Source organism: Actinomadura atramentaria DSM 43919 (genome assembly GCF_000381885.1).
GTDB classification, from domain to species: domain Bacteria; phylum Actinomycetota; class Actinomycetes; order Streptosporangiales; family Streptosporangiaceae; genus Spirillospora; species Spirillospora atramentaria.
Map to the genome: position 1 here is coordinate 96,224 of NZ_KB907224.1, position 25,489 is coordinate 121,712.

25 protein-coding genes are annotated in these 25,489 nt (G+C 75.5%); 6 read left to right on the forward strand and 19 right to left on the reverse strand.

Going from position 1 to position 25,489, the window contains the following annotated elements; all coding sequences use genetic code 11:
* Position 1: 1 nt before the first annotated feature.
* From G339_RS35720 to G339_RS0129160, 5 genes are read right to left on the reverse strand one after another with little or no spacing between them, the layout of a single operon-like run.
* Entirely contained in the window at positions 2-1,414 is a 1,413-nt protein-coding gene (locus G339_RS35720) for a choice-of-anchor P family protein (RefSeq protein WP_019634599.1), read from the reverse strand.
* Positions 1,411-2,115: an ABC transporter ATP-binding protein gene (locus G339_RS0129145; protein WP_019634600.1), complete on the reverse strand. Its 705-nt coding sequence runs from the start codon at positions 2,113-2,115 to the stop codon at positions 1,411-1,413. Before G339_RS0129145 ends, G339_RS35720 begins: the two co-directional genes overlap by 4 nt.
* On the reverse strand, positions 2,112-2,924 hold the full coding sequence (locus G339_RS0129150) for an ABC transporter ATP-binding protein (RefSeq protein ID WP_019634601.1): 813 nt from the start codon (positions 2,922-2,924) through the stop codon (positions 2,112-2,114). Before G339_RS0129150 ends, G339_RS0129145 begins: the two co-directional genes overlap by 4 nt.
* Positions 2,911-4,836 (reverse strand): ABC transporter permease, encoded by a 1,926-nt coding sequence (locus tag G339_RS0129155; protein WP_019634602.1) that lies wholly within the window; start codon positions 4,834-4,836, stop codon positions 2,911-2,913. Before G339_RS0129155 ends, G339_RS0129150 begins: the two co-directional genes overlap by 14 nt.
* A 7-nt stretch (positions 4,837-4,843) precedes the next feature.
* A complete protein-coding gene (locus G339_RS0129160) occupies positions 4,844-6,241 on the reverse strand; it encodes an ABC transporter substrate-binding protein (protein ID WP_019634603.1) in 1,398 nt (465 codons plus the stop codon).
* Between the two features lie 179 nt (positions 6,242-6,420).
* Between G339_RS0129160 and G339_RS0129165 the strand changes: the two genes are divergently transcribed.
* The 3 genes from G339_RS0129165 (at position 6,421) to G339_RS40705 (ending at position 10,249) form a co-directional block, all read left to right on the forward strand.
* Positions 6,421-7,602, forward strand: coding sequence for an AMP-binding protein (locus G339_RS0129165; protein WP_019634604.1), 1,182 nt, complete (start codon positions 6,421-6,423; stop codon positions 7,600-7,602).
* A gap of 58 nt (positions 7,603-7,660) precedes the next feature.
* Positions 7,661-8,692 (forward strand): cation diffusion facilitator family transporter, encoded by a 1,032-nt coding sequence (locus G339_RS0129170; protein ID WP_019634605.1) that lies wholly within the window; start codon positions 7,661-7,663, stop codon positions 8,690-8,692.
* A gap of 153 nt (positions 8,693-8,845) precedes the next feature.
* Positions 8,846-10,249: an RNA polymerase sigma factor gene (locus G339_RS40705; RefSeq protein ID WP_019634606.1), complete on the forward strand. Its 1,404-nt coding sequence runs from the start codon at positions 8,846-8,848 to the stop codon at positions 10,247-10,249.
* Positions 10,250-10,312: 63 nt separating this feature from the next.
* On the opposite strand, the gene G339_RS0129180 is transcribed toward G339_RS40705, so the two are convergent.
* The 3 genes from G339_RS0129180 to G339_RS41035 are packed head-to-tail and all read right to left on the reverse strand — an operon-like array spanning position 10,313 to position 12,161.
* Complete coding sequence (locus tag G339_RS0129180; RefSeq protein WP_019634607.1) at positions 10,313-11,182, reverse strand: ABC transporter permease; 870 nt, start codon at positions 11,180-11,182, stop codon at positions 10,313-10,315.
* Positions 11,179-11,724: an ATP-binding protein DrrA1-3 family domain-containing protein gene (locus G339_RS41030; RefSeq protein ID WP_338028956.1), complete on the reverse strand. Its 546-nt coding sequence runs from the start codon at positions 11,722-11,724 to the stop codon at positions 11,179-11,181. The genes G339_RS0129180 and G339_RS41030 overlap by 4 nt, the downstream gene beginning before the upstream one ends.
* Positions 11,610-12,161, reverse strand: a complete 552-nt coding sequence (locus tag G339_RS41035) for an ABC transporter ATP-binding protein (protein ID WP_338028954.1) — start codon at positions 12,159-12,161, stop codon at positions 11,610-11,612. The genes G339_RS41030 and G339_RS41035 overlap by 115 nt, the downstream gene beginning before the upstream one ends.
* 99 nt (positions 12,162-12,260) lie before the next feature.
* On the opposite strand from G339_RS41035, the gene G339_RS35730 reads away from it, so the two are divergent.
* Positions 12,261-12,776, forward strand: coding sequence for a MarR family winged helix-turn-helix transcriptional regulator (locus G339_RS35730; RefSeq protein ID WP_019634608.1), 516 nt, complete (start codon positions 12,261-12,263; stop codon positions 12,774-12,776).
* Between the two features lie 102 nt (positions 12,777-12,878).
* Here G339_RS35730 and G339_RS0129195 read toward each other — a convergent pair whose 3' ends face one another.
* Genes G339_RS0129195 through nirB form a run of 4 tightly spaced genes read right to left on the reverse strand, consistent with a single transcriptional unit; the run spans position 12,879 to position 17,724 of the window.
* Complete coding sequence (locus G339_RS0129195; RefSeq protein WP_157408079.1) at positions 12,879-13,616, reverse strand: sirohydrochlorin chelatase; 738 nt, start codon at positions 13,614-13,616, stop codon at positions 12,879-12,881.
* Between the two features lie 4 nt (positions 13,617-13,620).
* Positions 13,621-14,799, reverse strand: a complete 1,179-nt coding sequence (locus G339_RS0129200; RefSeq protein WP_019634610.1) for a uroporphyrinogen-III synthase — start codon at positions 14,797-14,799, stop codon at positions 13,621-13,623.
* Positions 14,783-15,178, reverse strand: a complete 396-nt coding sequence (gene nirD / locus G339_RS0129205; RefSeq protein ID WP_019634611.1) for a nitrite reductase small subunit NirD — start codon at positions 15,176-15,178, stop codon at positions 14,783-14,785. The genes G339_RS0129200 and nirD overlap by 17 nt, the downstream gene beginning before the upstream one ends.
* A complete protein-coding gene (gene nirB / locus G339_RS0129210; protein ID WP_026341884.1) occupies positions 15,175-17,724 on the reverse strand; it encodes a nitrite reductase large subunit NirB in 2,550 nt (849 codons plus the stop codon). The genes nirD and nirB overlap by 4 nt, the downstream gene beginning before the upstream one ends.
* A gap of 346 nt (positions 17,725-18,070) precedes the next feature.
* On the opposite strand from nirB, the gene G339_RS0129215 reads away from it, so the two are divergent.
* The gene (locus G339_RS0129215) at positions 18,071-18,553 is read left to right on the forward strand and encodes an NUDIX domain-containing protein (RefSeq protein WP_019634613.1); all 483 of its coding nucleotides are present in this window, start codon (positions 18,071-18,073) and stop codon (positions 18,551-18,553) included.
* A 25-nt stretch (positions 18,554-18,578) separates the two neighbouring features.
* Here G339_RS0129215 and G339_RS0129220 read toward each other — a convergent pair whose 3' ends face one another.
* The 4 genes from G339_RS0129220 to G339_RS0129235 all read right to left on the reverse strand — a co-directional run bounded on the left by G339_RS0129220 (position 18,579) and on the right by G339_RS0129235 (position 21,675).
* Positions 18,579-18,827, reverse strand: a complete 249-nt coding sequence (locus tag G339_RS0129220) for a hypothetical protein (protein WP_019634614.1) — start codon at positions 18,825-18,827, stop codon at positions 18,579-18,581.
* 131 nt (positions 18,828-18,958) lie between these two features.
* The gene (locus G339_RS0129225) at positions 18,959-20,332 is read right to left on the reverse strand and encodes an MFS transporter (protein ID WP_019634615.1); all 1,374 of its coding nucleotides are present in this window, start codon (positions 20,330-20,332) and stop codon (positions 18,959-18,961) included.
* Positions 20,333-20,414: 82 nt separating this feature from the next.
* On the reverse strand, positions 20,415-21,119 hold the full coding sequence (locus tag G339_RS0129230) for a maleylpyruvate isomerase N-terminal domain-containing protein (protein WP_019634616.1): 705 nt from the start codon (positions 21,117-21,119) through the stop codon (positions 20,415-20,417).
* A 139-nt stretch (positions 21,120-21,258) separates the two neighbouring features.
* Positions 21,259-21,675: a hypothetical protein gene (locus G339_RS0129235; RefSeq protein ID WP_019634617.1), complete on the reverse strand. Its 417-nt coding sequence runs from the start codon at positions 21,673-21,675 to the stop codon at positions 21,259-21,261.
* Between the two features lie 198 nt (positions 21,676-21,873).
* Here G339_RS0129235 and G339_RS0129240 point away from each other — a divergent pair, with 198 nt between their 5' ends.
* Positions 21,874-22,467, forward strand: a complete 594-nt coding sequence (locus G339_RS0129240) for a TetR/AcrR family transcriptional regulator (protein WP_019634618.1) — start codon at positions 21,874-21,876, stop codon at positions 22,465-22,467.
* On the opposite strand, the gene G339_RS0129245 is transcribed toward G339_RS0129240, so the two are convergent.
* The 3 genes from G339_RS0129245 to G339_RS0129255 are packed head-to-tail and all read right to left on the reverse strand — an operon-like array spanning position 22,468 to position 25,075.
* Positions 22,468-23,103, reverse strand: coding sequence for a LutC/YkgG family protein (locus G339_RS0129245; RefSeq protein ID WP_157408080.1), 636 nt, complete (start codon positions 23,101-23,103; stop codon positions 22,468-22,470).
* Positions 23,100-24,353 (reverse strand): LUD domain-containing protein, encoded by a 1,254-nt coding sequence (locus G339_RS0129250; protein ID WP_019634620.1) that lies wholly within the window; start codon positions 24,351-24,353, stop codon positions 23,100-23,102. Before G339_RS0129250 ends, G339_RS0129245 begins: the two co-directional genes overlap by 4 nt.
* Positions 24,350-25,075 carry a (Fe-S)-binding protein gene (locus G339_RS0129255; RefSeq protein ID WP_019634621.1) on the reverse strand — a complete coding sequence of 242 codons (726 nt, stop codon included), beginning with the start codon at positions 25,073-25,075 and terminating at the stop codon, positions 24,350-24,352. The genes G339_RS0129250 and G339_RS0129255 overlap by 4 nt, the downstream gene beginning before the upstream one ends.
* Positions 25,076-25,489: the final 414 nt, after the last annotated feature.

Genomic DNA, 25,489 nt, shown 5'->3' on the forward strand with positions numbered 1-25,489 from the left:
GTCAGCGCCTCCCGCGCAGGTCGGGCACGCCGACGGGATGGCCGGACGCGCAGGTGCCGCCGGGGAACATCGCCGCGTCGAACCGCCGCAGGCCCCACGCGGCCGCGAACGCGGCGACGACGCCGCCCGCGACGAGCGCGCCGGGCAGGCCGCCGAACGCGGCGGCCGGGGCGGTGGCGGGCGCGCCGCCCGCGACCTGCGGGAGGCGCACGTCGGGTTGCGCGTCCGGCGCGGACACCGGCGCGGCGCCGTCGGGGGACGGCGGCGAGCCGGGCAGGCCGCCGGCGTCGATGGGCGGGGCGGCGGTCGCGTCGGCGGTGGTGTTGCCGAGCACGATGACGATCTTGGGGGCGAGGTCGAACAGGAACCCGAGATCCTTCAGGTCCTGCGGCGACATGGTCTGCTTCAGCAGTTCCAACGGTCCGTCGAGGGCGGCGCGCAGCGGCCGGGTGTCCCAGACGATCTTGGGGCCGGTGGCGGCGGCGGTGGCGTGCGCGCCGTCCACGGTCCGCTTCACGCCGCCGCGCTGGAAGGTGAAGCCGAGGTCGGCCAGAGTCTTCTTCTGGTCGCCGGGCAGGAACGGCTTCCCGCCGACGCGGACGTCCCCGGAATCGCTGATGGTCACGTCCTGGCCGAGGACCTTCAGGCCCCGGTAGGCGGCCGATCCGGTCGCCGTGCCGTGCCGGGCGTCGCTGGAGGCGGCGGCGCGCGCGGTGACGCGGTCGATGGTGACCAGGCCGCCGAACAGGGAGGATTTCGGCATGGTCGCGGACACGGCCGCGCCCGCCGACGTGCCGGTCACGGTGCCGTCCGCCGAGCACGCGAGGCCGCGGAAGCCGATCATGCCCGCGAGGTCGGGCAGCGGGACGGACGTGGTACCGAGGTTCAGCGTGCCGAGGCTGTCGCGGGGCGGGCCGCCCTCGGTGGCGGCGGTGGCGTGCCGGTCCCGGGCGGCGGCGGCCATGCCGGGGTCCTTGGACGCCTTCGCGGGGCCGCCGGGCGCGGCGGCGCGCGCCCACGCGGGCCAGGCCGCCTTGTCGCTCTTGATGAGCTGCGGGAGTCCCTCGGCGATCGTGGTGCCCGGCCACAGGGCGCTGGAGACGGCCTGCGCGCTGCCGGACTGCATGGTCACGCCCGCGTAGGTGAAGTTGATCTCGACCTGCGGGTCGGCGGGGACGGGGATGGCCTTGTCGTAGATCAGGATCGACAGCGGGGAGGCGCTGCCCGACAGCGTCCAGCCGCCCAGGTCTTTCGGCGCGGCGTGGACGGGCTGGAGCGGGCACACCGACCAGGCGACGGCGACCGCGCCGCCCGCCGCCGCGACCCGGCCGACCCCGCGCCGAACCGTCCGGCCCGTCCGGCCCGTCCGGCAGCGCGTCCGGCCGCGCCGCCGCGTCCCGTGTTCGTGCTTCACGCCGCTCCTCCCAGGTACAGCTCCGCCAGGTCCGCTCCGATGCGGCGCGGCGGTCCGGCCGCCGCGATCCGGCCGTGGACGAGCACGGCCGCGTGGTCGGCGACGGCGAGGACGGTGGCGGCGAACTGCTCCACCGCCAGGACCGTCACGCCGTCGTCGGCGAGCCCGGCGAGGACGTCGTACAGTTCGGCGACGACCATCGGCGCCAGGCCCATCGACAGCTCGTCCACCAGCAGCACCACCGGGTCGGCGACGAGCGCGCGGGTGAGGGCGAGCATCTGCTGCTCGCCGCCCGACAGCGACCCGGCGAGGCTGCGCCGCCGTTCGGCGAGGCGGGGGAACCGCCCGAACGCGGTCTCCCGGACGGCGGCCTCGCGGCGTCCGCCGTAGGTCATGAGCCGCAGGTTCTCCTCGACCGTCAGGTTGGGGAACACCGCGCGGCCCTCGGGGACGGTGACGAGTCCGGCGCGGGCGAGCGCGCCGGGCGCCGCGCCGTTGACGTGGACGCCGCTGAGGTGGACGTGCCCGGACGTGGCCCGCACCAGGCCCGCGACGGTCTTCAGCAGGGTGCTCTTCCCGGCCCCGTTCGGGCCGAGCAGCGCCGTCAGCGACCCTTCGGGGACGTCGAGGTCGACGCCGTGCAGGACTTCGATGCGCCCGTATCCGGCGCGGACGCCGGTCAGTTCCAGGACCGCGCTCACGCCGCCCCCTCCCCCGGCCCGAGGTAGGCGTCCCGCACGCGCGGGTCGGCGCGCACCCGTTCCGGCGGCCCGCCGGCGATGATCCGGCCGGATTCCAGGACGTACAGCGTGTCGCACACGCCCATCACCAGTTCCATGTCGTGCTCGACGAGCAGCACCGCCAGTCCCTCGCCCGCCAGGCCGCGCAGGAGCCCGGCGAGCGCCGCCGACTCGGGCGCGGACAGGCCCGCGGACGGCTCGTCCAGCAGCAGGACGCGGGGTTCGGCGGCCAGCGCCCGCGCGAGTTCCAGCAGGCGGGCGGTGCCGGTCGGGACGGTGTCGGCGCGGTGCGCGGCGTAGTCGGCGATGCCGGTGCGGGCCAGCAGCTCGTCCGCCCGGTCGCGGGCGCGGGCCCGGGCGGCGCGGCGGCCGAGGGCGCGTCCGGCGGTGGCGTGGATCTCGGCGGCGACCAGGACGTTCTCGCGGACGGTCAGCGATCCGAACGCCTCCAGGCGCTGGAAGGTCCGCGCCATGCCGCGCCGGGCCCGCTCGTGGACGGGGGCGCGCGTCACCTCGTCGCCGTCGAGCAGGACGGCGCCGGTCTCGGGCCGCCGCAGGCCGGTGACGACGTCGAACAGGGTGGTCTTGCCCGCGCCGTTGGGGCCGATGAGGCCGGTGACGGAGGCGGGGCGGACGTGCAGGGAAGCGCCGTCCACGGCGGTGATCCCGCCGAACCGGACGGTGACGCGGGAGACGCGCAGGCCGTCCGCGCCGGGCGCGACGGGGTCCAGGAGCTCGGCGGGGTCGGCGGCGGGTTCACCGGGGGGCATGGCCCACCGCCTCCACCGGACCGACGTCCACCGGCTCGGCGTCGGGTGACGGCCCGCCGGACAGGCGGGTCCACCGGGCGGCGACGGTCTCGCGCCCGAACCGGAACACCCAGCCCGCGATCCCGTTGGGCTCGCTGCGCAGCGCGACGGCCGCGACGCCGACGACGAGGAACAGCAGCCCGCCCGCGGCGGGGAACTGGGCCTGCAGTTTCGGCAGCCACGCCAGGGCCGCGCCGCCGAGCGCCGCGCCGGTCACCGACGTCACCCCGCACGCCACCGCGAGCAGCAGCAGCGGGAGGCTGTTGAACACCATGAAGTCGCTGGCGGACACGCTCTGCCGGAGCCCGCCCATCAGCGCGCCCGCCAGGCCCGCGATGCCCGCCGACGCCGCGAACAGCACGACGCGGGCGAGGCGGGCGTTGAGGCCGAGGGTCGCGCAGGCGGTCTCGCTGTCGCGCAGGGCCAGGACCAGCCGCCCGTAGGGGCCGCGCCGCAGGGCGAGCAGGCCCGCGCCGACCAGCGCGAACACCACGGCGGACAGGACCAGGTACGCCTTCTCCGTCCCGAACCGGACGCCCAGGACCGTCAGCCGCCGGACGTCCAGGGCGCCGTTGTACCCGAACGCGAAGTCGGCCTGGAAGACGACCTTGTCCATGAGCTGCCCGAACGCCAGCGTCGCCAGCGCCAGGTAGAGGCCGTGCAGGCGCAGCGCCGGGAGCGCGACCAGCGCGCCGACCGCCGCGGCGACGACCGCCGCCGCCACCAGCGACAGCACCGACCCGCTCGCCCACCGGGCGGCGACGACCGCGCCGACGCCCGCGAAGGTGAGCTGCGCGAGCGACACCTGCCCGCCGTACCCGTTGAGCAGGACCATCGACAGCATGACGATCCCGTACACGACGCCGAGCGCGACGACGAGGGCCTGCTCGGCGGGCAGCGCGGCCGCCGCGACGGCCGCGGCGACGACGAACACCGCCGCCCACGGCGCGGCGCGGCGGGAGGACGCGACGGCGACGCCCGCCGCGCCCCGCAGGCGGCCGAGCCGGGCCTGCGGGGACCGCAGGAACACCAGCACGGCGAACAGGAACAGGGCGGGGATCGCGGGCCGCAGCCCGGTGAACGCCCCGGACGTCGGCAGGTATCCGACGGTGTAGGACTGCAGCAGGCCGAGGGCGAGCGCGCCGAGGTAGGTCATCGGCAGGCTGGTGAGGCGGCCGAGCATCGCCGCGGAGTAGGCGCTGATCACCAGGAGGGTGAGGCCGTAGTAGTCGAGCTGCACGACGGGCGTGAGCAGGATGCCCGACAGGGCGGCCAGGGACGCGCCGATCGCCCAGCTCAGCGACGTCGTCCAGGCGGGGCGGCCGCCGAACAGGGCGAGCAGGCCGGGGTCGTGGACGGTGGCGCGCATGGCCGCGCCGGTGCGGGTGAACCGCAGGAGCACCGACAGCCCGGCCGCGACGAGGAGCCCGGCGGCGACGGTGAGCAGGTCGTGCGCGCCGACGAACGCCGATCCGAGGTGGAATCCGTGGCCCTCGAAGAACGGGCTGACGGGCCGGGGTTTGGGCGGCCAGAGGGTCTGCGCGAGGCCGAGGAGCGCGACCATCAGCGCGACGGTGACGACGAGCGCGACGTCGGAGGGCGCCTCGCCGAGGTCGCGCAGCACGGTCCGCTCGGCCAGGGCCCCGCACAGCGGCGCGACGACGAGCACGACGAGCGCGACGGCGGCCCAGGCGGGCAGGCCGCGCCCGGCCGACAGCTCCCAGAACAGGAACGCCATGACCATGCCGACGGCGCCGTGCCCGATGTTGAAGATCCGCGACGTCGCGTACGTCACGACCAGGCCCCCGGCGGCGACGGCGTAGCCCGCGCCGCTGACCAGGCCGAGGACGGTGTAGGTGAGGAAGGAGTCCATGCGGGCCTCAGCCGCCCGTGCCCACGAGGCCGCCGCACCGGTACCGCGACCCGGTGGGCGCGAGCGGCCGCCAGGTGCCGCCGCTGAGCCTGATCAGGCGCTCGCACGCGCCGGGCTGGCGCGTCCCGACGCCCTGGGGGGCGAGCATGCCGCCGCCGGTGTACTCCTTGACCTGTTTGAGTTTGTCGAGGAACGCCGTCCGCGTCAGGTTCGGGCCGACTTTCGCGGCCGTCTCGGTGAACAGTTTCGCGGCGGCCCACCCGTACATCCCGAAGCTGGTGGGGCTGGCGCCGGGCGCGGTCTTGCGCAGCCATTCGGCGTAGCGCCGCAGTTCGGCGGACTGCGCGGACTCCTCCAGCATCACCGACGCGATGGGGATGACGGTCCCGTCCACGGCCGAGCCGCCCTGCTTGACGTAGGAGGGCGTGTAGGCGGTGTTGTCGGTGTAGAACACCTCGGGGGTGAAGCCCTGCTGGCGCATGGTCTTCTGCATGCGGACGGCGAACTCGCCGGAGCCGAGCCAGAACACCAGCTTCACCCCGGCGTTCTTCATCTTCGTGACGTAGGGCGCGTAGTTGAAGTCGTCGACGTCGATGGCCTGCTTGTAGACGAAGTTCAGGCCGCGCTTGGCGTAGCCCGCCATCCAGTCCTTCGCGGTCTGCTCGCTCGACTCGGCCTTCAGGTACACGAACGCGGCCTTGCGGACGGCGTCGGGGTACTTCTGCTTGAGCAGGTCGGGGGCGGCGGTCGACATGAGGCCGAGCCGGTGGGCGTCCACGGCGTAGGTGACGGGCGACTGCTGGCGCTGGCGGGTGACGGCGACGGCGCGCAGGTCGGGGATCTTGCAGTCCGCGGCGGGGCCCGCGCCCGCCTGGTCGTAGGCGGACATGCCGCCGACCAGCGCGAACGCCTGGCGGCAGCCCTGGACGGTCGCCTGCTGCTCGCCCGCGGCGTCGGTGCGGGCGTCCAGCGGCAGCACCTTCAGTTTCCGCCCGCAGATCGTCTGGGTGGAGTTGAAGTACGCCGCGTACGCCTGGACGGCGTTCTGGACGTCGGTGAACAGGCCGGGCACGGGGCCCGAGCGGTCCACGACGTTGGCGATGGTGATCTCGCCCGGCGTCACGCCGGTGTCGGACTTGCCGCCGCGGCCCTTGCAGGCGGCGGCGTCCTTTCCGCCGCCGCCGTCCCCGGCGTCCGCGGACGGCGCGGACGCCGACGGGAGCGCGCCCGCCGAGCCGGTCGGCGCGGCCGCGGGCCCGGCGCCGTCCCGCCCGGTGCGGCCGAGGGCCGCCGCGCGCTGCGCGGGCGTGAGACGGGACCCGCAGCCCGTCAGGAGTGAGGCGGTCAGCAGGGCGAGGACCGCAACGGTCAGCGGCGCTCGCCCGCGGGGGGAACCAGTACGCATCGCACCTCCCCAGCAGTGTCTGGTCCGGTGCGCGGTGACCGCTTTCCACGATCATCGGCGAACCCACACAATACGGACACCGGGGGCGGGGTTCAACGCCGGGCCGCCCCACGTGACCCGCGGAACACCGGCCGCCCCCACCCCCTCCCACGTGGGACTCCGTACTAGCCTGGCGGATCATGGACCGCCGCCTGCACGCCGTCGTGCTCCCCCCGGGGCCCCGCCTGCTGACCGTCCTGGCCGCCGCCCTGGACGGCTCGGGACCGGCGGTCTGCCCGCTGTCCCCCGACCTGCCCGCCCCCGCGCTCGACGCGCTCGTCGACGCGCTCGCGCCGCACGCCGTCGAGACCGAGGACGGCGTCACCCCCTACCGGGCGCGCAGCGCGTGCGCGCCCGTCGCCGGAATCCCCGTCGACGCCGACACGGCCGTCCTCATCGCGACGTCCGGGTCCACCGGAACCCCGAAGGCGGTCGAGCTGAGCGCCGCCGCGCTGCGGCACTCGGCCGCCGCGACCCTCGACCGCGTCGCCGCCGAACCGGGCGACCGCTGGCTGTGCTGCCTGCCCACCAGCCACATCGCCGGACTGCAGATCCTCGTCCGGTCGCTGCTGGCGGGGACCGAACCGGTCATCCACCCGCGGTTCGACGCCGCCGCGGTCGCCGCCGCCGACGCCGCGCTGGTGTCGGTCGTCCCGACCCAGCTCCGCCGCCTGCTGGACGCCCGCGCCGACCTCGCCCGGTTCCGCGCGATCCTGCTCGGCGGCGCCGCCGCGCCCCCCGACCTGGTCGCCGAGGCCCGCGACGCCGGGGCGCGGATCTTCACCACCTACGGGATGAGCGAGACGTGCGGGGGCTGCGCCTACGACGGCGTCCCCCTGGACGGCGTCCGCGTCGCGGTCGGCGGCGACGGCCGCATCCGCATCGCCGGGCCGGTGCTGTTCAGCGGCTACCGCCTGCGCCCGGCCCTCACCGAGCGGGCCCGCGACGGCGCATGGTTCGTCACCCAGGACCTCGGCGCGGTGGAGGGCGGGCGGCTGCGCGTGCGGGGCCGCGTGGACGACGTCGTCAACACCGGCGGCGAGAAGGTCGTGGCGGGCGAGGTCGCCGCGCTGCTGGCGCGCCACCCCAAGGTCGCGGACGTCGTCGTCGTGGGCCGCGCCGACCCGGAGTGGGGCGAGCGCGTCACCGCCGTCGTCGTCCCCGCCGACCCGGCGGCCGCGCCCGCGCTGCCGGAGCTGCGGGACTTCGTGCGGGCGGCGATGCCCGCCGCCGCCGCGCCCCGCGAGCTGGTGCTGCTGCCGGAGATCCCGCTGCTGGCGTCCGGCAAACCCGACCGGGAGCTGCTGCGCCGCCCGTCCTGACCCGGGCGGCGCGGGAGGGGGCCGCGTAGGACGGGCGGGGCGGGGAACGAGGGAGATCATGACCGAGACCGCCCCCGGCGGGGACCAGCAACGCGACCAGGGCCGCGACCAGGGCCAGGAGAGCACCCTCACGGTGTTCCTCGCGCTGGCCGCCAACCTCGGCATCGCCGTCGCCAAGATCGTCGCGGCGGTCGTGACGGGGTCGGCGTCGATGGGCGCGGAGGCCGCGCATTCGGTCGCCGACACCTTCAACGAGGTGCTGCTGCTGGTGGGGCTGCGCCGCAGCGGCCGCCCCGCGGACCGCCGCCACCCGTTCGGGTACGGCAAGGAGCGCTACATCTGGACGCTGCTGGTCGCGGTCGCGATCTTCGGGATGGGCGCGCTGTTCGCGTTCTACCAGGGGTTCGAGACGATCGTGGCCGGGCACGGCGGGGAGGCCGACCCGCTGGTCGGCTACGTCGTCCTCGGCGTCTCGTTCGTGCTGGAGGGGACGTCGTGGCGGCAGGCGGTGCGGCAGGTCCGCGCGGACGCCCGGGCGGAGAACCTGCCGCTGCGGGTGTTCCTGCGCCGCACCGACGAGCCGACGTCGCTGAGCGTCCTGCTGGAGGACTCGGCGGCGCTGCTGGGCCTGCTGCTGGCGTTCGCGGGCCTCGGCCTGCACCAGCTCACCGGTTCGGCGGTGTGGGACGGGGTGGGGTCGGCGCTGATCGGGGTGCTGCTGACGGCGGTCGCGCTGCTGCTGGGCCGCGTCAACCTGAACCTGCTGATCGGCAACCAGGCCGATCCGCGGATCATCGCCGACGTGCGGGAGCGGCTGACGGCCGCGCCGGAGGTGGAGTGGCTGGTCGACATCGTCACGATGACGGTCGGCGCGGACCGGGTGCTGGTGTGCGCGCGGCTGGACTTCCGGGACGCGCTGCGGGCCTCGGACGTGGAGCACGCGTGCGTCCGGATGGCGCGGGAGCTGCGGGAGGCGCACCCGGAGATCGACGAGGTGTTCCTGGAGCCGGTGCCGCGCGACGACCCGGACCTGCGGGCGCGGGTGATCGCCCGGTACGGGCGTCCGCTGGAGCCTCCCGCCGGGACATGACCGCCCCGCATTATCACGTTCAGCGACCGTACGGCTACCCGAATACGGTTCTGGGAACAACGGTGGCCTGCTCCGACGTTCCGGTTAATGCGTGCGTCACGAGAGAAAACGTCTCCGCACGCACCCACACCACGGAAGGGAGGGGGCGCCGCCATGCCGCGATCCGCCGCCGAGACCCCGCTCACGCCGCCGGCGAGCCGCACGCTGGACGCCCTGTTCGAGCGCGGCCGGTCCACGGGCCGCCTCTCGCTCGACGAGGTCCGCCGGGCGTTCGCCGACGCCGGGATCAGCCAGGCGCGGGGCCGCTCCATCCTGCGCGAGCTGTCGGCGGCGGGGGTCCGCATGACCGACGGCGACGAGCCCGGCACCCGCCCCGCCGCCGGACCCGCCACCCGAGCCAAAGCACAGGCCGAAGCACGAGCCGAGGCACAGGCCGAAGCACGGGCCGACGCGGACGGCGCCCCCGCCCGCCGCTCGACGACGCGCAAGACGCGCCGGGCGGCGTCCCCGGCGGACGCGTCGGCCAAGGGCGCGGTGACGGCCGCGCCCGCCGCCCCGCCCGTCCCCGCCGCCGGTGAGGACGCGGACGGCGACGGCGGTTTCGACGTCGTGGAGGTGGAGGCCGCCCCGGACCTGGACGACACCTCGACGGCGATGGGCGACTCGGTCCACACGTACCTGAAGGCGATCGGCCGCCGCCAGCTCCTGACCGCCGAGCAGGAGGTCGACCTGGCCAAGCGCATCGAGGCTGGCCTGTACGCGGAGTACAAGCTGGAGTGCGGCGACGCCCCGGAGGATCTGCGCGACGACCTGGAGTGGGTCGCCGCCGACGGCCGCCGCGCGAAGGCGCACATGCTGGAGGCCAACCTGCGGCTGGTGGTGTCGGTCGCCAAGAAGTACTCCGACCGGGGGCTGTCGCTGCTGGACGTCGTCCAGGAGGGCAACCTGGGGCTGATCCGCGCGGTGGAGAAGTTCGACTACTCCAAGGGCTACAAGTTCTCCACGTACGCGATGTGGTGGATTCGCCAGGCGATCCAGCGGGGGTTCGCCGACTCGGCGCGCACGATCCGGCTGCCGGTCCACGTGCTGGAGCTGCTGAGCAAGCTGAGCCGGGTCGAGCGCGACATGCACCAGCGGCTGGGCCGCGAGCCCACGCCGGAGGAGCTGGCGGTGGAGCTGGACCGCAGCCCCGAGCAGATCCGGGAGCTGCTGCGCACGTCGCGGCAGCCGATCAGCCTGGACTCCACGATCGGGGAGGACGGGGAGACGCGCATCGGCGACCTCATCGAGGACACCGACAGCCCGGAGGCGTCGGAGCTGGTGGACCGGCAGCTCATGGCCGACCAGCTCCGCCGGACGCTGGACATCCTGTCGCCGCGCGAGGCCAGGATCATGGCGATGCGGTTCGGCCTGTACGACGGGACGCCCCGCACGCTGGACGAGATCGGCAAGGCCCTCGGCCTGACGCGCGAGCGCATCCGCCAGCTCGAGAAGGAGTCGCTGTCCAAGCTGCGGCACCCGAGCAACGCGCGCCCGCTCCTGGACTTCGCCGTCTGACACCCCCCGAAGGCCCGCCGGGAATCCGGCGGGCCTTCGGCGTGCCCGCCACGGCGCGGCCGGTCATTCGCCGTTGCGGAACTCCAGCATCGCCACGCCCATCATGCCGAGCCCCATCGCCACGACGATCAGCACCTCGACGGGGACGGGGACGTGCCACCCGCCCCACGTGACGCCGGGGTTGAACGTCCGCCGCACCGCCTCGCCGACGTCCAGGTTCGCGAACACCGCGTGCCGCATCGGGTCGACGGCGTAGGTGAGCGGGTTGAAGCGGGTGAGGACGCTCAGCCACGCGGGGAGCCCGTTGAGCGGGTACAGCGCGCCGGACAGGAACATCATCGGCATGAGCGCCATCTGGTTGAGCGCGAAGAACGCCTGCATGGTCTTGATGCGCGCGGCCATCATCACGCCGAACCCGGTGAGCGCGAACGCGCACAGGAACATCATGCCGAGCAGTTCCAGCATGAGCAGCGGGTGGTAGGGGACGTGCGCCAGTCCCGCCAGCGCGAGGATCACCACGCCCTGGAGCGTCGCGACGAGCGCGCCGCCGATGCACTTGCCGACGACGATCGACCCCCGGTTGACCGGCGCGACCAGCATCTCCCGCAGGAAACCGAACTCGCGGTCCCACACGATCGACCCCGCCGAGAACATCGCCGTGAACATGACCGACATCGCGCAGACGCCGGGGAAGATGAACGTCCGCAGGTCCACGTGGGAGCCGCCGCCCCCGCCGCGCACCAGGTTCGACAGGCCCGTCCCCATCACCAGCAGCCACAGCACCGGCTGGACGAGCCCCGACACCATCCGCATCCGGTCCCGCCAGAACCGGATCAGCTCGCGGTGCAGGACGATCTTCACCGCCCGCACGTCGTGACGCAGGCTCCGCTCGGGCACCCGCACCCCCGCGACGCCCGCCGTCTGCGCGCTCATCCCCGCCCCCGCATTCGAAGCCGCATCATCTCGTTGGCCGCGCCGCCCTCGGCGTCGCGGATCGACGTGCCGGTGAACTTCATGAAGACGTCGTCGAGCGAGGGCCGCGCCACGCTCACCGCCCCGATCGGGACGTCCAGCTCGGCGAACAGGCGCGGCACGAACTCCCCGCCGGACGCCACGGTGAACGTCACCTGCCCCTCCGACACGGTCGCGTCCACCCCGAACCGCTCCTTCAGCGCCGCGACGGCCGCGTCGTCGTCGGACGTGCGGAGGCGCACCCGGTCCTCCCCCACCCCCGCCTTGAGCACCTCGGGGGTGTCCAGCGCCACGATCCGCCCCGAGTCCATGATCGCGATGCGGTCGCAGAACTCCGCCTCGTCCATGTAGTGCGTCGTCATGAAGATCGTGATGTCCTCGGCGTCCTTCAGCCGCCGGATGTAGTCCCAGATCGACGCGCGCGTCTGCGGGTCCAGGCCCACGGTCGGCTCGTCCAGGAACAGCACGCGCGGCGAGTGCAGCAGGCCGCGCGCGATCTCCAGGCGGCGGCGCATCCCGCCCGAGAACGTCCGCACCAGGTCTTTGCGGCGGTCCACAGCGCGACCATCTCCAGCACCTGCCGGATGCGGTCGGCGGTGCGGGCGCGCGGGACGCCGTACAGCTCGGCGTGGAACCGCAGGTTCTGCTCGGCGCTGAGGTACCCGTCGACGGTCGGGTCCTGGAACACCAGCCCGATGTGGCGGCGCACCTGGTCGCGTTCGGCGACCACGTCGAACCCGGCGACGCGCGCGGTCCCGCCGGACGGCCGCAGCAGCGTGCAGAGCATGTTGATCGTCGTGGACTTGCCCGCCCCGTTGGGGCCGAGGAACCCGAAGATCTCGCCCCGCCCGACGCGCAGGTCGATGCCCGCGACGGCCGTCACCTCGCCGAACGCCTTGACCAGCCCGTCCACGGCGACGGCCGGCTCTCCCTCCCGCATGGGGCCTCCTCGCGGGGTCGTCAAATTGGCCGCGCCTACCGTAGGCTCGACCTATCTCTCAGGTCAAGAGAGATTGGACAACCCCAGAGGAGACGGGCCATGAACGACCGGCCGCCCGAGGCGCTGCTGCGCATCCCGACCTACCTCACGGTCGAGCTGGTGAAGCTGATCCGCCGCGAGATCGGCGACCGGGCCCCCACCCTGTGGAGCGGCCGCGACGCGGCCGCGGCCCGGCCCCCGCGCGACCGGGTGCGCTGGCCCCACCTGCTCGTCCTGGCCTGCCTGGTCTCCGACGGCCCCACCTCCCAGAAGCGCGTCAGCGACCGGCTGCGCATGGACGCCGCCGACCTCGTCGGGATCGTCGACGACCTGGAGGCCGCCGGATACGCCGAGCGCCGCCGCGACCCCGCCGACCGCCGCCGCCACGCCGTCGACGCCACGCCCGAGGGCCGCGCGTTCTTCCACGACGACCTCGGCCGCCGCGAACGCTTCAACGACCACCTGTTCGCCGCCCTCACCCCCGCCGAGGTCGAGCAGTTCCGCGGCCTGGTCCTGAAGGTCCTCGCCCACCACGACCCCCGCTTCGCCGACACCGCCGGCACCGCCGGCACCTGACGCGCGGGTTCCCGGCGCGGGACGGGCGGCGCGGCGGTCCCCCCGGGCCGCCCGCACCGCCCGCCGACCCGAGGGCGGCCCGAGGGCCGCCCGGCCCGCCGGTCAGGGGACGGGCAGCGCCGCGCACGCCCCCAGCCGCGCCTCGTCGTAGCGGCGCAGCAGCAGCCGCGCCACCGCGTCGTGCGCGCCCAGCGGCGCGGTCACCGCGTCCGCGCCCGACGCCGCCACCCGGTCTTGGAAGAACCCCGGCGCCAGCAGGTACGACGCGGCCACCACCCGCCGCGCCCCGCCCGCGCGCAGCGCCGCGACCGCCGCCGGCAGCGGCGTCCCCGCACCGGCCCCGGACCCGCCCACCACGGACCCGCACACCACGGGCCGCCGCAGCCGCCGCCCCAGCAGCCGCGCCGCCGTCCGCGCGTCCGCGCCGCCCGCCGGATCGGCCGACCCCGCCGCCGCCAGCACCACCGCGTCGCCCGGCCCGAGCCCGCCCGCCGCCCGCACCCGCGCCGCCAGCGCGTCGGCCAGCAGCGGATGCGGCCCCAGCGGACGGCCCCGCAGCGCGTCCGGCCGCAGCCGCTCCACCCGCCCCGGGATGTCGACCAGCGCGTGGTACCCGCGCGCCAGCAGCAGCGGCACCGCCACCACCGGCCGCCCGCCCAGCGCGCCGAGGGCGTCCTCCAGCCGGGGCGCGGCGATCTCGGCGTACGCCTCGGCGACCGGCACCCACGGCCGCAGCGCGCGGGCCCGCGCCAGCAGCGCCCGCACCGCCGCGACGCCCGCCGCGCTGCGCGTCCCGTGCGCCACCGCCAGCAGCACCGGCACGCCCTCCGGTTCACGCACCCGGTCACGCACCGTTGAACTCCACCAGCCGCGGGTCGCACGCCAGCCGGTAGCCGCGCTTGACGACCGTCTCCACGATCCCCGACCGGCCCAGGCCGCGCCGCAGCCGCGCCACCGCCATCTCCACCGCGTGCTCGTCGGCCTGCGGCCGCGCGTCCCGCGACCACGGCGCGCCGCTCAGCACCAGCCGGCTCGGCAGCACCCCGCACAGCTCCGCCCGCGACACCACGTGCCCCGGGCGGCGCGCCAGCGCCCGCAGGATCGCCATCGGCGCGGGCGCGATCGGCCGCAACTGCCCGTCCAGCACCACCGCGTGGCCGCGCAGCTCCAGCGACGTCCCGCGCACCTGCAGCCGCCGCGACCGGTGCCGCGGCAGCTCCGACACCAGCGCCCGCACCAGCGCGCCGATCCGCGGCCGCTCCGGCTGCACCGTCCGCACGCCCCGCTCGGTGAGCGCCTGCGCGGTGACGGGCCCGACGCACGCCGCGACGACCTGCGTCCGCAGCGTCTCCAGCAGCGCGTCCTCCAGCCCGTCCTCGGCCGCGACCGCCAGCGTCGCCGCGACCGCCGGGGCGCTGGTGAACGTCACCGCGTCCACCGTCCCGGCCACCGCCTGCCCGACGAGCCGCCGCAGCGGCGTGGAGTCGTCGGTCCGCGACCACCGGTACACCGGCAGCTCCAGAACCTCCGCGCCCGCCGCCCGCAGCGCCTCGGTGAACTCCGGCAACTGCTCGCCGTAGAGCTGCACCGCCACCCGACTGCCCGAAAGATCCCGCTCCAGCAGGTATTTCAGGACCTCCGCGCAACTCTCCGACGACGGCGACCACCGCTCCTGCAACCCCGCCGAGCGGATCGCGCCCCGCGCCTTCGGCCCGCGCGCCAGCACCCCCACCCCCGACAGCCGGTCCAGCAGCCCGTCCCGCAGCCCCCACCCGTCCGCGGCCTCCAACCACGCCCGGAACCCGATCGCGGTCGTCACCACCAGATGGTCGAACGGCCGCGCCACGCACTCGCGCGTCGCCTCCAGCAGCTCCACGTCGTCCGACAGCGGGATCAGCCGGATCGCCGGCGCGTGGACGACCCGCGCCCCGCGCCGCTCCAGCAGCGTCGCCAGCTCCTCATGGCGGCGGGCCGCCGTGACGCCGACGGCGAACCCGGCGAGGGGCTCACTCTCGGTGCCCATCGGTCAGCCCCACCTCCACGCGGTCGCCCGCCGCCGAACGGCGGATCGGGAACGTCGGCAGCGCCACGTCCGGCTCGTCCAAGCACACCCCGGTCCGCAGGTCGAACACCTGCTTGTACATCGGCGACGCCACCGTCGGCGCGCCCGCCCGGGTGCCCAGGATCCCCCGCGACATCACGTGCGCGCCGCTGAACGGATCGAGGTTGGACACCGCGTACAACCGGCCGTCGAAGGCGCGGAACACCGCCACCTGGACGCCGTCGACCATCGCGCACGCCCCGCGCTCGGGCAGCAGGTCGGCGTAGCCGCACACGTCGGTCCAGCGGACCTCCGGCGGCGCGGCGGGCGCCGCGGTCATGGTCTGGGTGGTCATGGTCATCGGGCGGCAACCTCCAAGCGGGAGCCGGCCACCAGGACCGGCTTGATCTGGTCGCGTTCGGACTCGAAGACGATGCTGGGATCGGGCGTCCCCGGCGCGTTGACGAACGACACGAACCGCGCGAGCTTGCCGGGGTCCTCCAGCGTGTCGCGCCACTCGTCGGAGTAGCCCGCCACATGCCGCTCCATCGCGGCGTCCAGCTCGGCGCACAGCCCGAGGCGGTCGTCGACGACCACCTCGCGCAGGTAGCCGATCCCGCCGTCCAGCCCCTCCAGCCAGCTCGCGGTGCGCTGGAGGCGGTCGGCGGTGCGGATGTAGAACATCAGGAACCGGTCGATGTAGCGGACCAGCTCCTCCTCGGTCAGATCGGCGGCGAACAGGTCCGCGTGCCGCGGCCGCATCCCCCCGTTCCCCGCCAGGTACAGGTTCCAGCCCTTCTCGGTCGCGATGACGCCGAAGTCCTTGCCCTGCGCCTCCGCGCACTCGCGGGCGCACCCCGACACCGCCGCCTTCAGCTTGTGCGGCGACCGCAGCCCCCGGTACCGCAGCTCCAGCCGGATCGCCATCGCCACCGAGTCCTGCACCCCGTACCGGCACCACGTCGACCCCACGCACGACTTCACCGTCCGCAGCGACTTGCCGTAGGCGTGCCCCGACTCGAACCCGGCCTCCACCAGCCGCCGCCAGATCTCCGGAAGCTGCTCCACCCGCGCCCCGAACAGGTCGATCCGCTGCCCACCGGTGATCTTGGTGTAGAGCCCGAAGTCCCGCGCGACCTCCCCGATCACGATCAGCCGCTCCGGCGTGATCTCCCCGCCCGGAATCCGCGGCACCACCGAGTACGTCCCGTTGCGCTGGATGTTGGCCAGGAAATGGTCGTTGGTGTCCTGCAGCGCCGCCTGCTCCCCGTCCAGCACGTGCCCGTGCCCCAGACTCGCCAGGATCGACGCCACCACCGGCTTGCAGATGTCGCAGCCCCGCCCCCGGCCGTGCTCCTCGATCAACCGCGTGAACGTCGTGATCCCCCGCACCCGCACGATGTCGAACAGCTCCGCCCGGCTGTGCTCGAAGTGCTCGCACAGCGCCCGGCTCACCTCCACCCCGGCGGCCGTCAGCTCCGCGTCCACCAGCTTCTTCACCAGCGGCACGCAGCTCCCGCACGTCGTGCCCGCCCGCGTGCAGCCCTTCACCGCCGCCAGATCCGCCAGACCCTCGTCGCGGACCGCCGCCCGGATCCGCCCCGCCGCGACGTTGTTGCAACTGCAGATCACCGTCGCGTCCGGCAGCTCACCGTCCGCCGCCTCCACGTCCCCGAACAGCGCCTGCTCGGGCGTCCCCGGCAGCGCCGCCCCGACCCGCGCCCGCAACGCCGGATACGCCGACGCGTCGCCCACCAGCACACCGCCCAGCAGCGTCCGCGCGTCATCGCTGACCACCAGCCGCTTGTAAACACCCGCCACCGGATCGGTGTAGGTGACGCCCAGCGCCCCGCCCGCCGGATCGGCGTCCGCGAACGGATCGCCGAAACTCGCGACGTCCACACCCATCAACTTCAACTTCGTCGACGAATCCGGCGCCTCGAACCGCGCCCCGCCCGCCCCGCCCGACACCCGCGCCAGCAACGCGTCCGCGACGACCTCCGCCATGCTGAAACACGGCGCCACCAGACCGTGGACCCGCCCGCCGACCAGCGCGCACTCCCCGATCGCGAACACCGCCTCATCCGCGGTCCGGCACCCGTCGTCCACCACGATCCCGCCGCGCTCCCCCACCGCCAGCCCGCACCCGCGCGCCAGTTCGTCACGCGGCCGGACACCCGCCGAGAACACCGCCACCGCCGCCGGAAGCACCGAACCGTCCGCCAGCGCCACCCGCGCCAGCGCACCGTCCGCGCCCGCCTCCAACGCCGCCAGCGGCGTCCCCGCGTGGACCGCCAACCCCAGCTCCTCGATCCGGCGGCGCAGCATCGCCCCACCGCCCTCATCGAGCTGACGGGGCATCAACCACGGCGCGACCTCCACCACCCGGGTCTCCAACCCGAGCCCCTGCAGCGCCCGCGCCGCCTCCAGACCCAGCAGCCCACCGCCGACCACCACACCGCCCGCACCCGCGCCCGCCCGCTCGCAGGCCGCGCGGATCGCGTCCAGATCATCGACCGTGCGGTACACGAACGCGCCCGGCAGGTCCCGCCCCGGCACCGGCGGCACGAACGGCGCCGACCCCGTCGCCAGCACCAGCGCGTCGTACCCGATCACCCGCCCCGCCGCCGTCCGCACCGCGCGGCCCGCCCGGTCCACCGCCGTCACCGGATCACCGGCGACCACCTCCACCTCCGCGCCGTGCCCGGGCAGGCCCAGATCCGCGCCCTCGGTCAGGTAGGACGTCAGCGCCACCCGGTCGTACGCCGGCCGCGCCTCCTCCCCCACCACCGTGATCCGCAGCGCGCCCGCCGCGTCGCCCGCGCGCAGCGCCGCCACCAGCCGGTGGCCCGCCGGTCCGTGCCCGACGACCACCACGTGCATCCGTGCGTCCCCTCCGTGGTTCATGGGCCGATCCTCAGCAGGGGCCGTTTCGTGATTGCGTCCCCTTTGTCACCGGCGTGTTAAAAGCCGCTCACTCTGAAACCGAAACGTGGTCATAACGCAATCGGACCCATGCGAATTACCGCAACTTTTCCGCGCTGCGAAAAATGCGCACCACCCAGCGGCACCCACCGCCGCCACCCTTGACGATCACGGGTCAAGCGTTGTCGAACCCCGCCATGCCCCATTCGCCGCCCACCGCCCCGCCCCCCGCGCGAATCACCGGACACCCCCCGCCCCCCACCGGCGAACCGGCCCCGCACCACCCGATCCAGCGCCGCGCGACGCCCGCCGCGTCTAGCCTCGGACCATGCCCGACCTCGCGTACCTCGCCTCCCTGCCCCGGACGCGCGGCGCCGCCGCGGCCCTCCTCCGCGACGACCGCGGCCGGGTGCTCCTGGTCAAACCCACCTACAAGGACGGCTGGTTCCTGCCCGGCGGCGTCATCGAGCAGGACGAGTCCCCCCTCACCGCCTGCGTCCGCGAATGCCAGGAGGAACTCGGCCTCGTCCCCCGCCTCGACGGACTCGTCTGCGTCGACTGGGCACCGCCCCGCGACGGCGTCGACGCCGTCAACATCTACGTCTTCGGCGGCGCCATCACCGACGACGAGGCCGCCCGCCTCAAACTCCCGCCCGACGAACTCTCCGACCACCTCCTCGCCGCCCCCGAGGAGATCCCCGCCCTCGCCCCGCCCCACATCGCCCGCCGCATGGCCCCCAGCCTCCGTGCCCTCGCCGACGGCCGCACCGTCTACCTCGAGGACGGACGCGAACCGGCCCCGGCCCGCTGACCGCGCGCCGGAGCCGGCCCCCCGCCTACACCGGCACGCTGTCGCGGATCGCCCCGCCCCGCTCCGGCTCCGCCGCGCGGGCGCAGTGCGCCGAGCAGTACCAGCGCCCGCCCACGTCCACCCCGTGCCCCAGAATCCGGCACGAGCAGTGCTCGCAGATCGGCGCCATCGCCGTGATCGCGCACTCGAACGAGTCGAACGTGTGCGTCCCGCCCTGCGCCCGGACCTCGAACGACATCGCGTAGTCGTTCCCGCAGACCTCGCAGGTCCCCATGTCAGCTCTCCCCATCCCCCGTCGCCCCGCCACGACGGTCTACCCGCCCCCGCCCGCCGCCACCCGTCAAGATCAACCCCCGGACGCGCGGACGCGCCCGCCGGAACCCCGGCGGGCGCGCCTCCCCGACCTCAGACCCGCGCCTCCGCGAACACCCGCGCCCCACCACCCCGCCGCAGATAGCAGAACCACGTCAGCGCCAGGCACACCGCGTAGAACCCCGCCAGGATCAGCAGCGCCGCCCCGATGCTCCCCGTCCGCTCGATCGAGATCCGGAACGCCTGCTGGATCAGCACACCCCCCGCCGCCCCGACCGCCGAGATCAGCCCGATCGCCGCCGCACCGGCCCGCCGCGCCGCCGCCACCGCGCCCTCCTCGTCGCTCACCGCGCCCGCCAGCGCCCGCGTCCGGAAGATCGCCGGAATCATCTTGTACGTCGACCCGTTGCCGATCCCCGTCGCCACGAACACCAGCAGGAACGCCCCCAGGAACACCGGCCAGCTCCCCGCCCGCACCGCGCCCGCCACCGCCGCGACCCCCGCCCCCATCGCCAGGAAGTTCGCCATCGTCACCCGCGCCCCGCCGAACCGGTCCGCCAGCCACCCCCCGAACGGCCGCGCCAACGACCCCGCGAACGCCCCCAGCCAGATGAAGTGCGACCCCGTCACCTCCGGGAACTGGTTCTTGATCAGCACCCCGAAACTGAACGAGTACCCGATGAACGACCCGAACGTCCCCACGTACAGCACCGACATCACCACCGTCTGCCGGTCCCGCGCGCTCGCCGCCATCTCACCGAACCCGTACGCCGCGCTCGCCCGCGACAGGTTGTTCATGAAGAAGTACGCCACCACCGCCGCCACCAGCACCAGCGGCATCCACACCCAGCCCACCGCCGCCAGCCCCGCCGCGACGATCAGCGGCGGCATCAGCAACTGCGTCGTGCTCGTCCCCAGATTCCCGCCCGCCGCGTTCAACCCCAGCGGCAGCCCCTGCCGCCGCACCGGATAGAAGTGCGTGATGTTCGCCATCGACGACGCGAAGTTCCCGCCCCCCAGCCCCGTCGTCGCCGCGACCACCAGCAGCGCCCAGTACGGAATCGACGGATGCTCGATCGCCCACACGAACAACCCGCACGGAACCAGCAGCAGCAACGCGCTCACGATCGTGAAGTTGCGCCCGCCGAACCGCGCCGGCGCGAACGTGTACGGCACCCGCAACGCCGCCCCCACCAGATTCGGCAGCGTCGTCAACCACAACGTCTGCCCCACCGACAGCGAGATCCCCGCCTTCGGCAGATTCAGCACCGCGATACTCCACAGCAGCCACACCGAGAACCCCAGATGCTCGGTGAGAATCGAGCACGCCAGATTCCGCGCCGCGACCCGGCGGCCCCTCGCCGCCCAGAACCTTTCGTCGTCCGGGTTCCAGTCCTCGATCCAGGACCGCCCCCGCCGCACCGGCGCACCCGCCCGCTCCGCCGCCGCATCCGTCACCGTGGTCATCCGTCCGCCTCCCAGTCGTCCGATGCCACGGAAAACTAGGGACGGCCCGTTACGGAAAACCGCGCGGCCCGTACCCGGACTGCTACATCCTGCGCACTCGCGCCGGCGCGGCCTGTGAAGCCCGGACGTTCCGGACCCCCGCCGCCGCACCGCCCACCGGACCGCTCCAGTCCGGCGACCGCCCCGACGACCGCAGCACCGCGCCCCACGCGTCCCCCGCCGCGACCGGCCCCAGCGGCAGATGCGGCACCCCCCAGTGCCACGCCGACACCAGCAGCTCAGGATCGGCGGGCCGGTAGTCCCCGCCCGCCGCCCGCGCCAGATCCCACGCGTGCAGATGCCACTCCACGCACGCCGCGCCCGCGTGATCGCCCACCGTGTACTTGGTGCCCCGGTAGATCAGGTGCGTCCGGTCCCACTGGTCCGCCACCAGATCCGCGTACGCCCCCGCCGACACCGTGAACGCCGTGATCCGCTCCGCGCCCGACTCCGCCGGCAGCACCGCCAGCTCCGCCGCGTTCTGCCGCGCCTGCTGCCGGATCAGCACCGCGCTCGCCGTCTCCCGCGCGAACAGCTTCGCCAGCCGGCTGTCCGGCGCGTCCTGCAGGTACTCCAGATGGTTCTCGGCCACGCACCGCAGATGCCCGGCCAGGTCGATCGCCTGCCACTCCGCGCACGGCGTCGCCGCCCGCCAGTCCGCGACGCGGGCCGCGGCCGAGCGGACCGCGCGCACCCCGTCCTGGTAGGACGCGAGGACGCGGCTCCGATCCGGCGGCGTGCGCTCCACGTGTGTCAGACCCCCCGTGCCCGGACCCCGCCCCCGGGCGTCCAGCGTTACCCCGAGACGGCAGACTCTCAGAGTTTGGCAGCCGGTTCCACTCGCGAAACGGCCGTGTCGCGCCCGCCTTCCGGACGCGGCACGGGAATCAGCGGGCGACGGCGGGGACCGTCCGGTAGCCCAGGCGCAGCGCCTCGCGGGCCGTGCGCAGCCGGTCCACCTCGTCGGTCCACGGGCGGACGTCCCAGCGCGCCTTCGCCCGCCGCCGCCGGATCTGCGCCGTGCGGTGCGCCGTGGCGTCCTGCGCGTCCGTCATGTACGTGCGCGGCCCCATCCGGACCCGCTCGGTCGCCTCGGCGGCGGCGAGCGCGGCCGTCAGCGCCCGGTCGAACGCGATCGTCAGCGCCCGGATCTCGGGTTCCGGCGCGTCCTCGGCCTGCGCGGCCCGCAGCGCCCGCTCGGCCTCGCCGGCGGCGGCCAGCAGAGCGGGATACTCCGCCGCCGCGCGCCGGTCGGCCTCGTACGGCTCGGCGACGTCCTTGCTCACCCGGCGGCCCAGCGGCATGGCGGTGCTCCTCACATCTGCCGATCTTCGTTCCGGGAGTCAGCGTAGCGCCGTTGTCGGTGGGAAGCCCGACTCAGACGCGGACCTTACGCGGTAAGGCAGGTCCGGCGCGCCGGACGCCGTTCCGTCGGCCCCGCCCCCTACGCTGACCCGCACGGAAGCACGGCCCGCACCGCTGCGAAAGGCAGGCACCCGCCGATGGTCCGGCAGCCCAGCATCAACGCCCAGCACCGCCCACCCCTGTCCACCGAGCGGATCGTCGACGCGGCCCTGCGCATCGTGGACGGCCAGGGCCTCGGCCGCCTCACCATGCGGCGGCTCGGCGACGCCCTGGAGGTCGAGGCGATGGCGATCTACCACCACCTGCCGCGCGGCAAGGAGCAGCTTCTGGACGGGCTCGTCGCGCACGTCGCCGCCGCGCCCGCCGCGCGCCCCTCCCCCGCCGACGCCGCCGCCTGGCGGGACGCGCTGCGCCGCTGGGCGCGCGACTACCGGGCGCGGCTCGTCGAGCACGCCGGCGTCCTGCCGCTCGTCGTGACGCGCCGCAACCCGCCCGCGCTCGCCGAGACCACCGCGTCGCTGCGCGAGATCATGCGGCTCGGCGGCGTCCCCGAGGACGCCGCCGCGACCGCCGCCCACACCCTGCTCGGCTACGTCGTCGGGCACGCCGCCCTGGAGGTGCGCGGCACGCCCCGCCCCGGCGACGCCGACGAGGCGGGCGCGGCCGCGAGCACCGCCGACTGGGACCGCCGCTTCACCGCCGGCCTCGACCTCGTCCTCGGCGCCCTCTAGCTACAGCCAGTCCTCCACGACCAGGACCTCCAGCGCGGCCGCGCCGTGCGGGGACCGCTCCCGCGCCGGGCCGCGCGCGACCGCCGGGCCGGTGAGCCAGGTCTGCGGCCGCCCCGGCGGCAGCCGCGCCGCCGCCTCCGCGACCGTCCCGGCGATCTGGTCGGCGTGGACGACGCACACGTGCAGCCGCGGGCACAGCGTCAGCGCGCGGCGGCCCTGGCCGCGGCCGCCGTCCAGCACGATCGTCCCGGTCTCGGCGACGGCCGCCGCGCAGCCGGTCACGACGGCGTCCGGGCCGTCCGGCGCGGCCGGGTCCACGCCCGGCCCGTCCGGGACGACCGCGACGCCCTCCAGCTCGGCCAGCCATCCGGCGGGCAGCCCCGCCGGGACCGCGATCCGCGCCGCCTCCCGCGCCCACAGCGCCGCCGCCAGCGCGGTCGGCAGCCCGCCCGCGCCGACGTGCCGCACCGGCGTCCCGTGCGCGGCGATCCGCTCGGTGAACAGCGCGATCACGTCGGCGCGCGCGTACTCGGCGCCCAGGTGCCGCCGGTAGTCGCGCGGGACCGGGACGGGCGTGCCGCGCGCGGGGCCGAGCGCGTCGCGGATGCGGCGCAGGACGCGGTCGCGGGACGTCACCGCGCCCCCGCCCGGTCGCGCCACCAGACCCGGAAGCTCCGCGCGGGCGGGGCGGGCAGGTCCCGGGCGTCGGTCCACGCGCCGAACCGGCCCGGCAGCCGCCGGATGCGCCCGCCGCGCGACAGCAGCCGCGCCCAGCGGACGCCGCCGCGCAGCGCCGCCTCGTAGCGCTGCGGGTCGCCCATCGTCCACGCCGCCGCGCGCATCACCGCCAGCTCCGGCGTGGGCACCGGGCGGCCGCGCCGCGCGTCCACGACCTCGCCGCGCAGGTGGACGAGCACCTCGGGGATATCGATCTCGACGGGGCACACGTCCGCGCACGCCCCGCACAGCGTGGACGCGAACGGCAGCGACGCGGTCGCCGCCGACCCGACGCCGCGCTGCAGCGGGACGCGGACCGCGCCGATCGGGCCGCCGGGCGGCGCGCCGTAGGGTCCGGGGCCGGTGCGCTCGTACACCGGGCACACGTCCAGGCAGGCCGCGCAGCCGACGCAGCGCAGCGCGGCGCGGCCGATCTCGTCGGCGAGCGCCCTGGTGCGGCCATTGTCGACGAGCACGAGGTGGAACGCGGCGGGTCCGTCGCCGGGCGCGACGCCCGTCCACACCGACACCGCCGGGGTCAGCCGCTCCCCCGCCGACCTCGGCAGGGACCGCAGCAGGACCTCCAGGTCGGCGCGGTCGGGGACGACCTGCTCGATGCCCGCGACGGTGATCAGCGCGTCCGGGACGGCCAGGCAGCGGCGCGCGTCGCCCGCCCACTCCAGCAGGACCATCGCGCCGGTCTCGGCGACCATGACGTCCACGCCGGTCACGGCGGTGCGCACGGCCGGGAACTCGGCGTCCGCGCCGGTCCGGTGGACGGTGGACCCGGCGGCGGCGAGGGCGTCGGCCGCGCCGATCTCCTCCAGCACGGGCGCGGCGGGCATCGCGACCGCCGCCCCGCCGGCCAGGCGCGCGACGGTCCGCGCCGCCTCGGCAGCGCCGACGGCCCAGTGGACGGTCCCGCCCGCCGCCGTGACGGCGCGTTCCAGCCGTTCCAGGCAGGCGTCGAGGTTGAGCAGCGTCCGGTCCTTCAGCGCGCGGCCCGCCGCGCGCAGCTCCGCCCAGTCGGGCGTCTCGGCGACGGCGGCGGCGCGGCGGGCGCGGACGGCGGCGGCCCCGTCGCGCAGGTCGCGGCGCAGCGCGGTGTCGGCGAGGGCGGGCCGCGCGGCGTCGGCGAACCGGAGCCGGGGGCGCGGGGCGGCGGTCACGCGCCGTCCTCCGGGCCGGCGAGGATGTCGGCCAGGTGCAGGACCCGCACGCCCGACCGCAGCCGCGACAGCGCGCCGCCGATGTGGGCCAGGCAGGAGTTGTCGACGGCGCAGACGACGTCGGCGGCGGTCGCGCGGATGTGCCGGACCTTGTCGGCCACCAGCGCGACGGACACGTCGGCGTTCTTCAGCGCGAACGTCCCGCCGAACCCGCAGCACTCGTCGGCCGCGGGGATCTCGGCCAGCTCCAGGCTCCGGACGGCGCGCAGCAGCCGCAGCGGCCGGTCGCCCGCGCCGAGCGCCCGGGTCGCGTGGCACGTCGGGTGGTAGGCGACGCGGTGCGGGAAGGACGCGCCGACGTCGGTGACGCCGAGGACGTCCACCAGGAACTCGGTCAGCTCGTGGACGGGCGGCAGCGGCGGCGCGTCGCGCCCGGCCGCCCGGAAGATCCGCGCGTGGTCGCGGCGGACGGCGGCGGCGCAGGACGCCGAGGGCGTCACCACCGCGTCGAACCCGCCGCCGGAGAAGACCTCCGCGAACCCGCTCGCCAGCGCCGCGGCCTCGGCCCGGTAGCCGGTCGACCAGTGCATCTGCCCGCAGCAGGTCTGCGCGGCGGGGAAGACGACCTGGTGGCCGAGTCGTTCCAGCAGCCGCACGACGGCCCGGCCGGTGGCGGGGAACAGCGCGTCGTTGTAGCAGGCGACGAACAGCGCCACGCGCATCGCGCCCCCACTCTCGTCCCGGCACCCTCGTCGGCCCCGTCCCCGGCCCGCGACCCGGCCGCGCCGGGGCGCCGACGGTCCCGTCCGGACATCGTAGGGGCCGCGCGGCCCGCGGTCGGGCCGAAACCGGAGTTCGGCCGTGGCCGGAGCGGGCCGTCCGAAGGCCACGTTCTTGTCTCCTCCAGGTGTATTCACCGTTCGCGCGGCGTGTCGGCTTCCTTTTCCGCGCCGCGCCGGGGAGACGCTGTGACGTGCGCGTCCACGGGGCGGCGGGGCCCCGCGCGCCCGGGTTCCGGGCGGCCGCGCGCAAGGTTCGCGGCAACGTGCGCGGCGGCGCGCGTGGCCACCGGACAACCGTCCCATCGTGCTATGGCAGGTGGCCCGTGAACCGTTCCAGACTGGGATGCGTCCCAA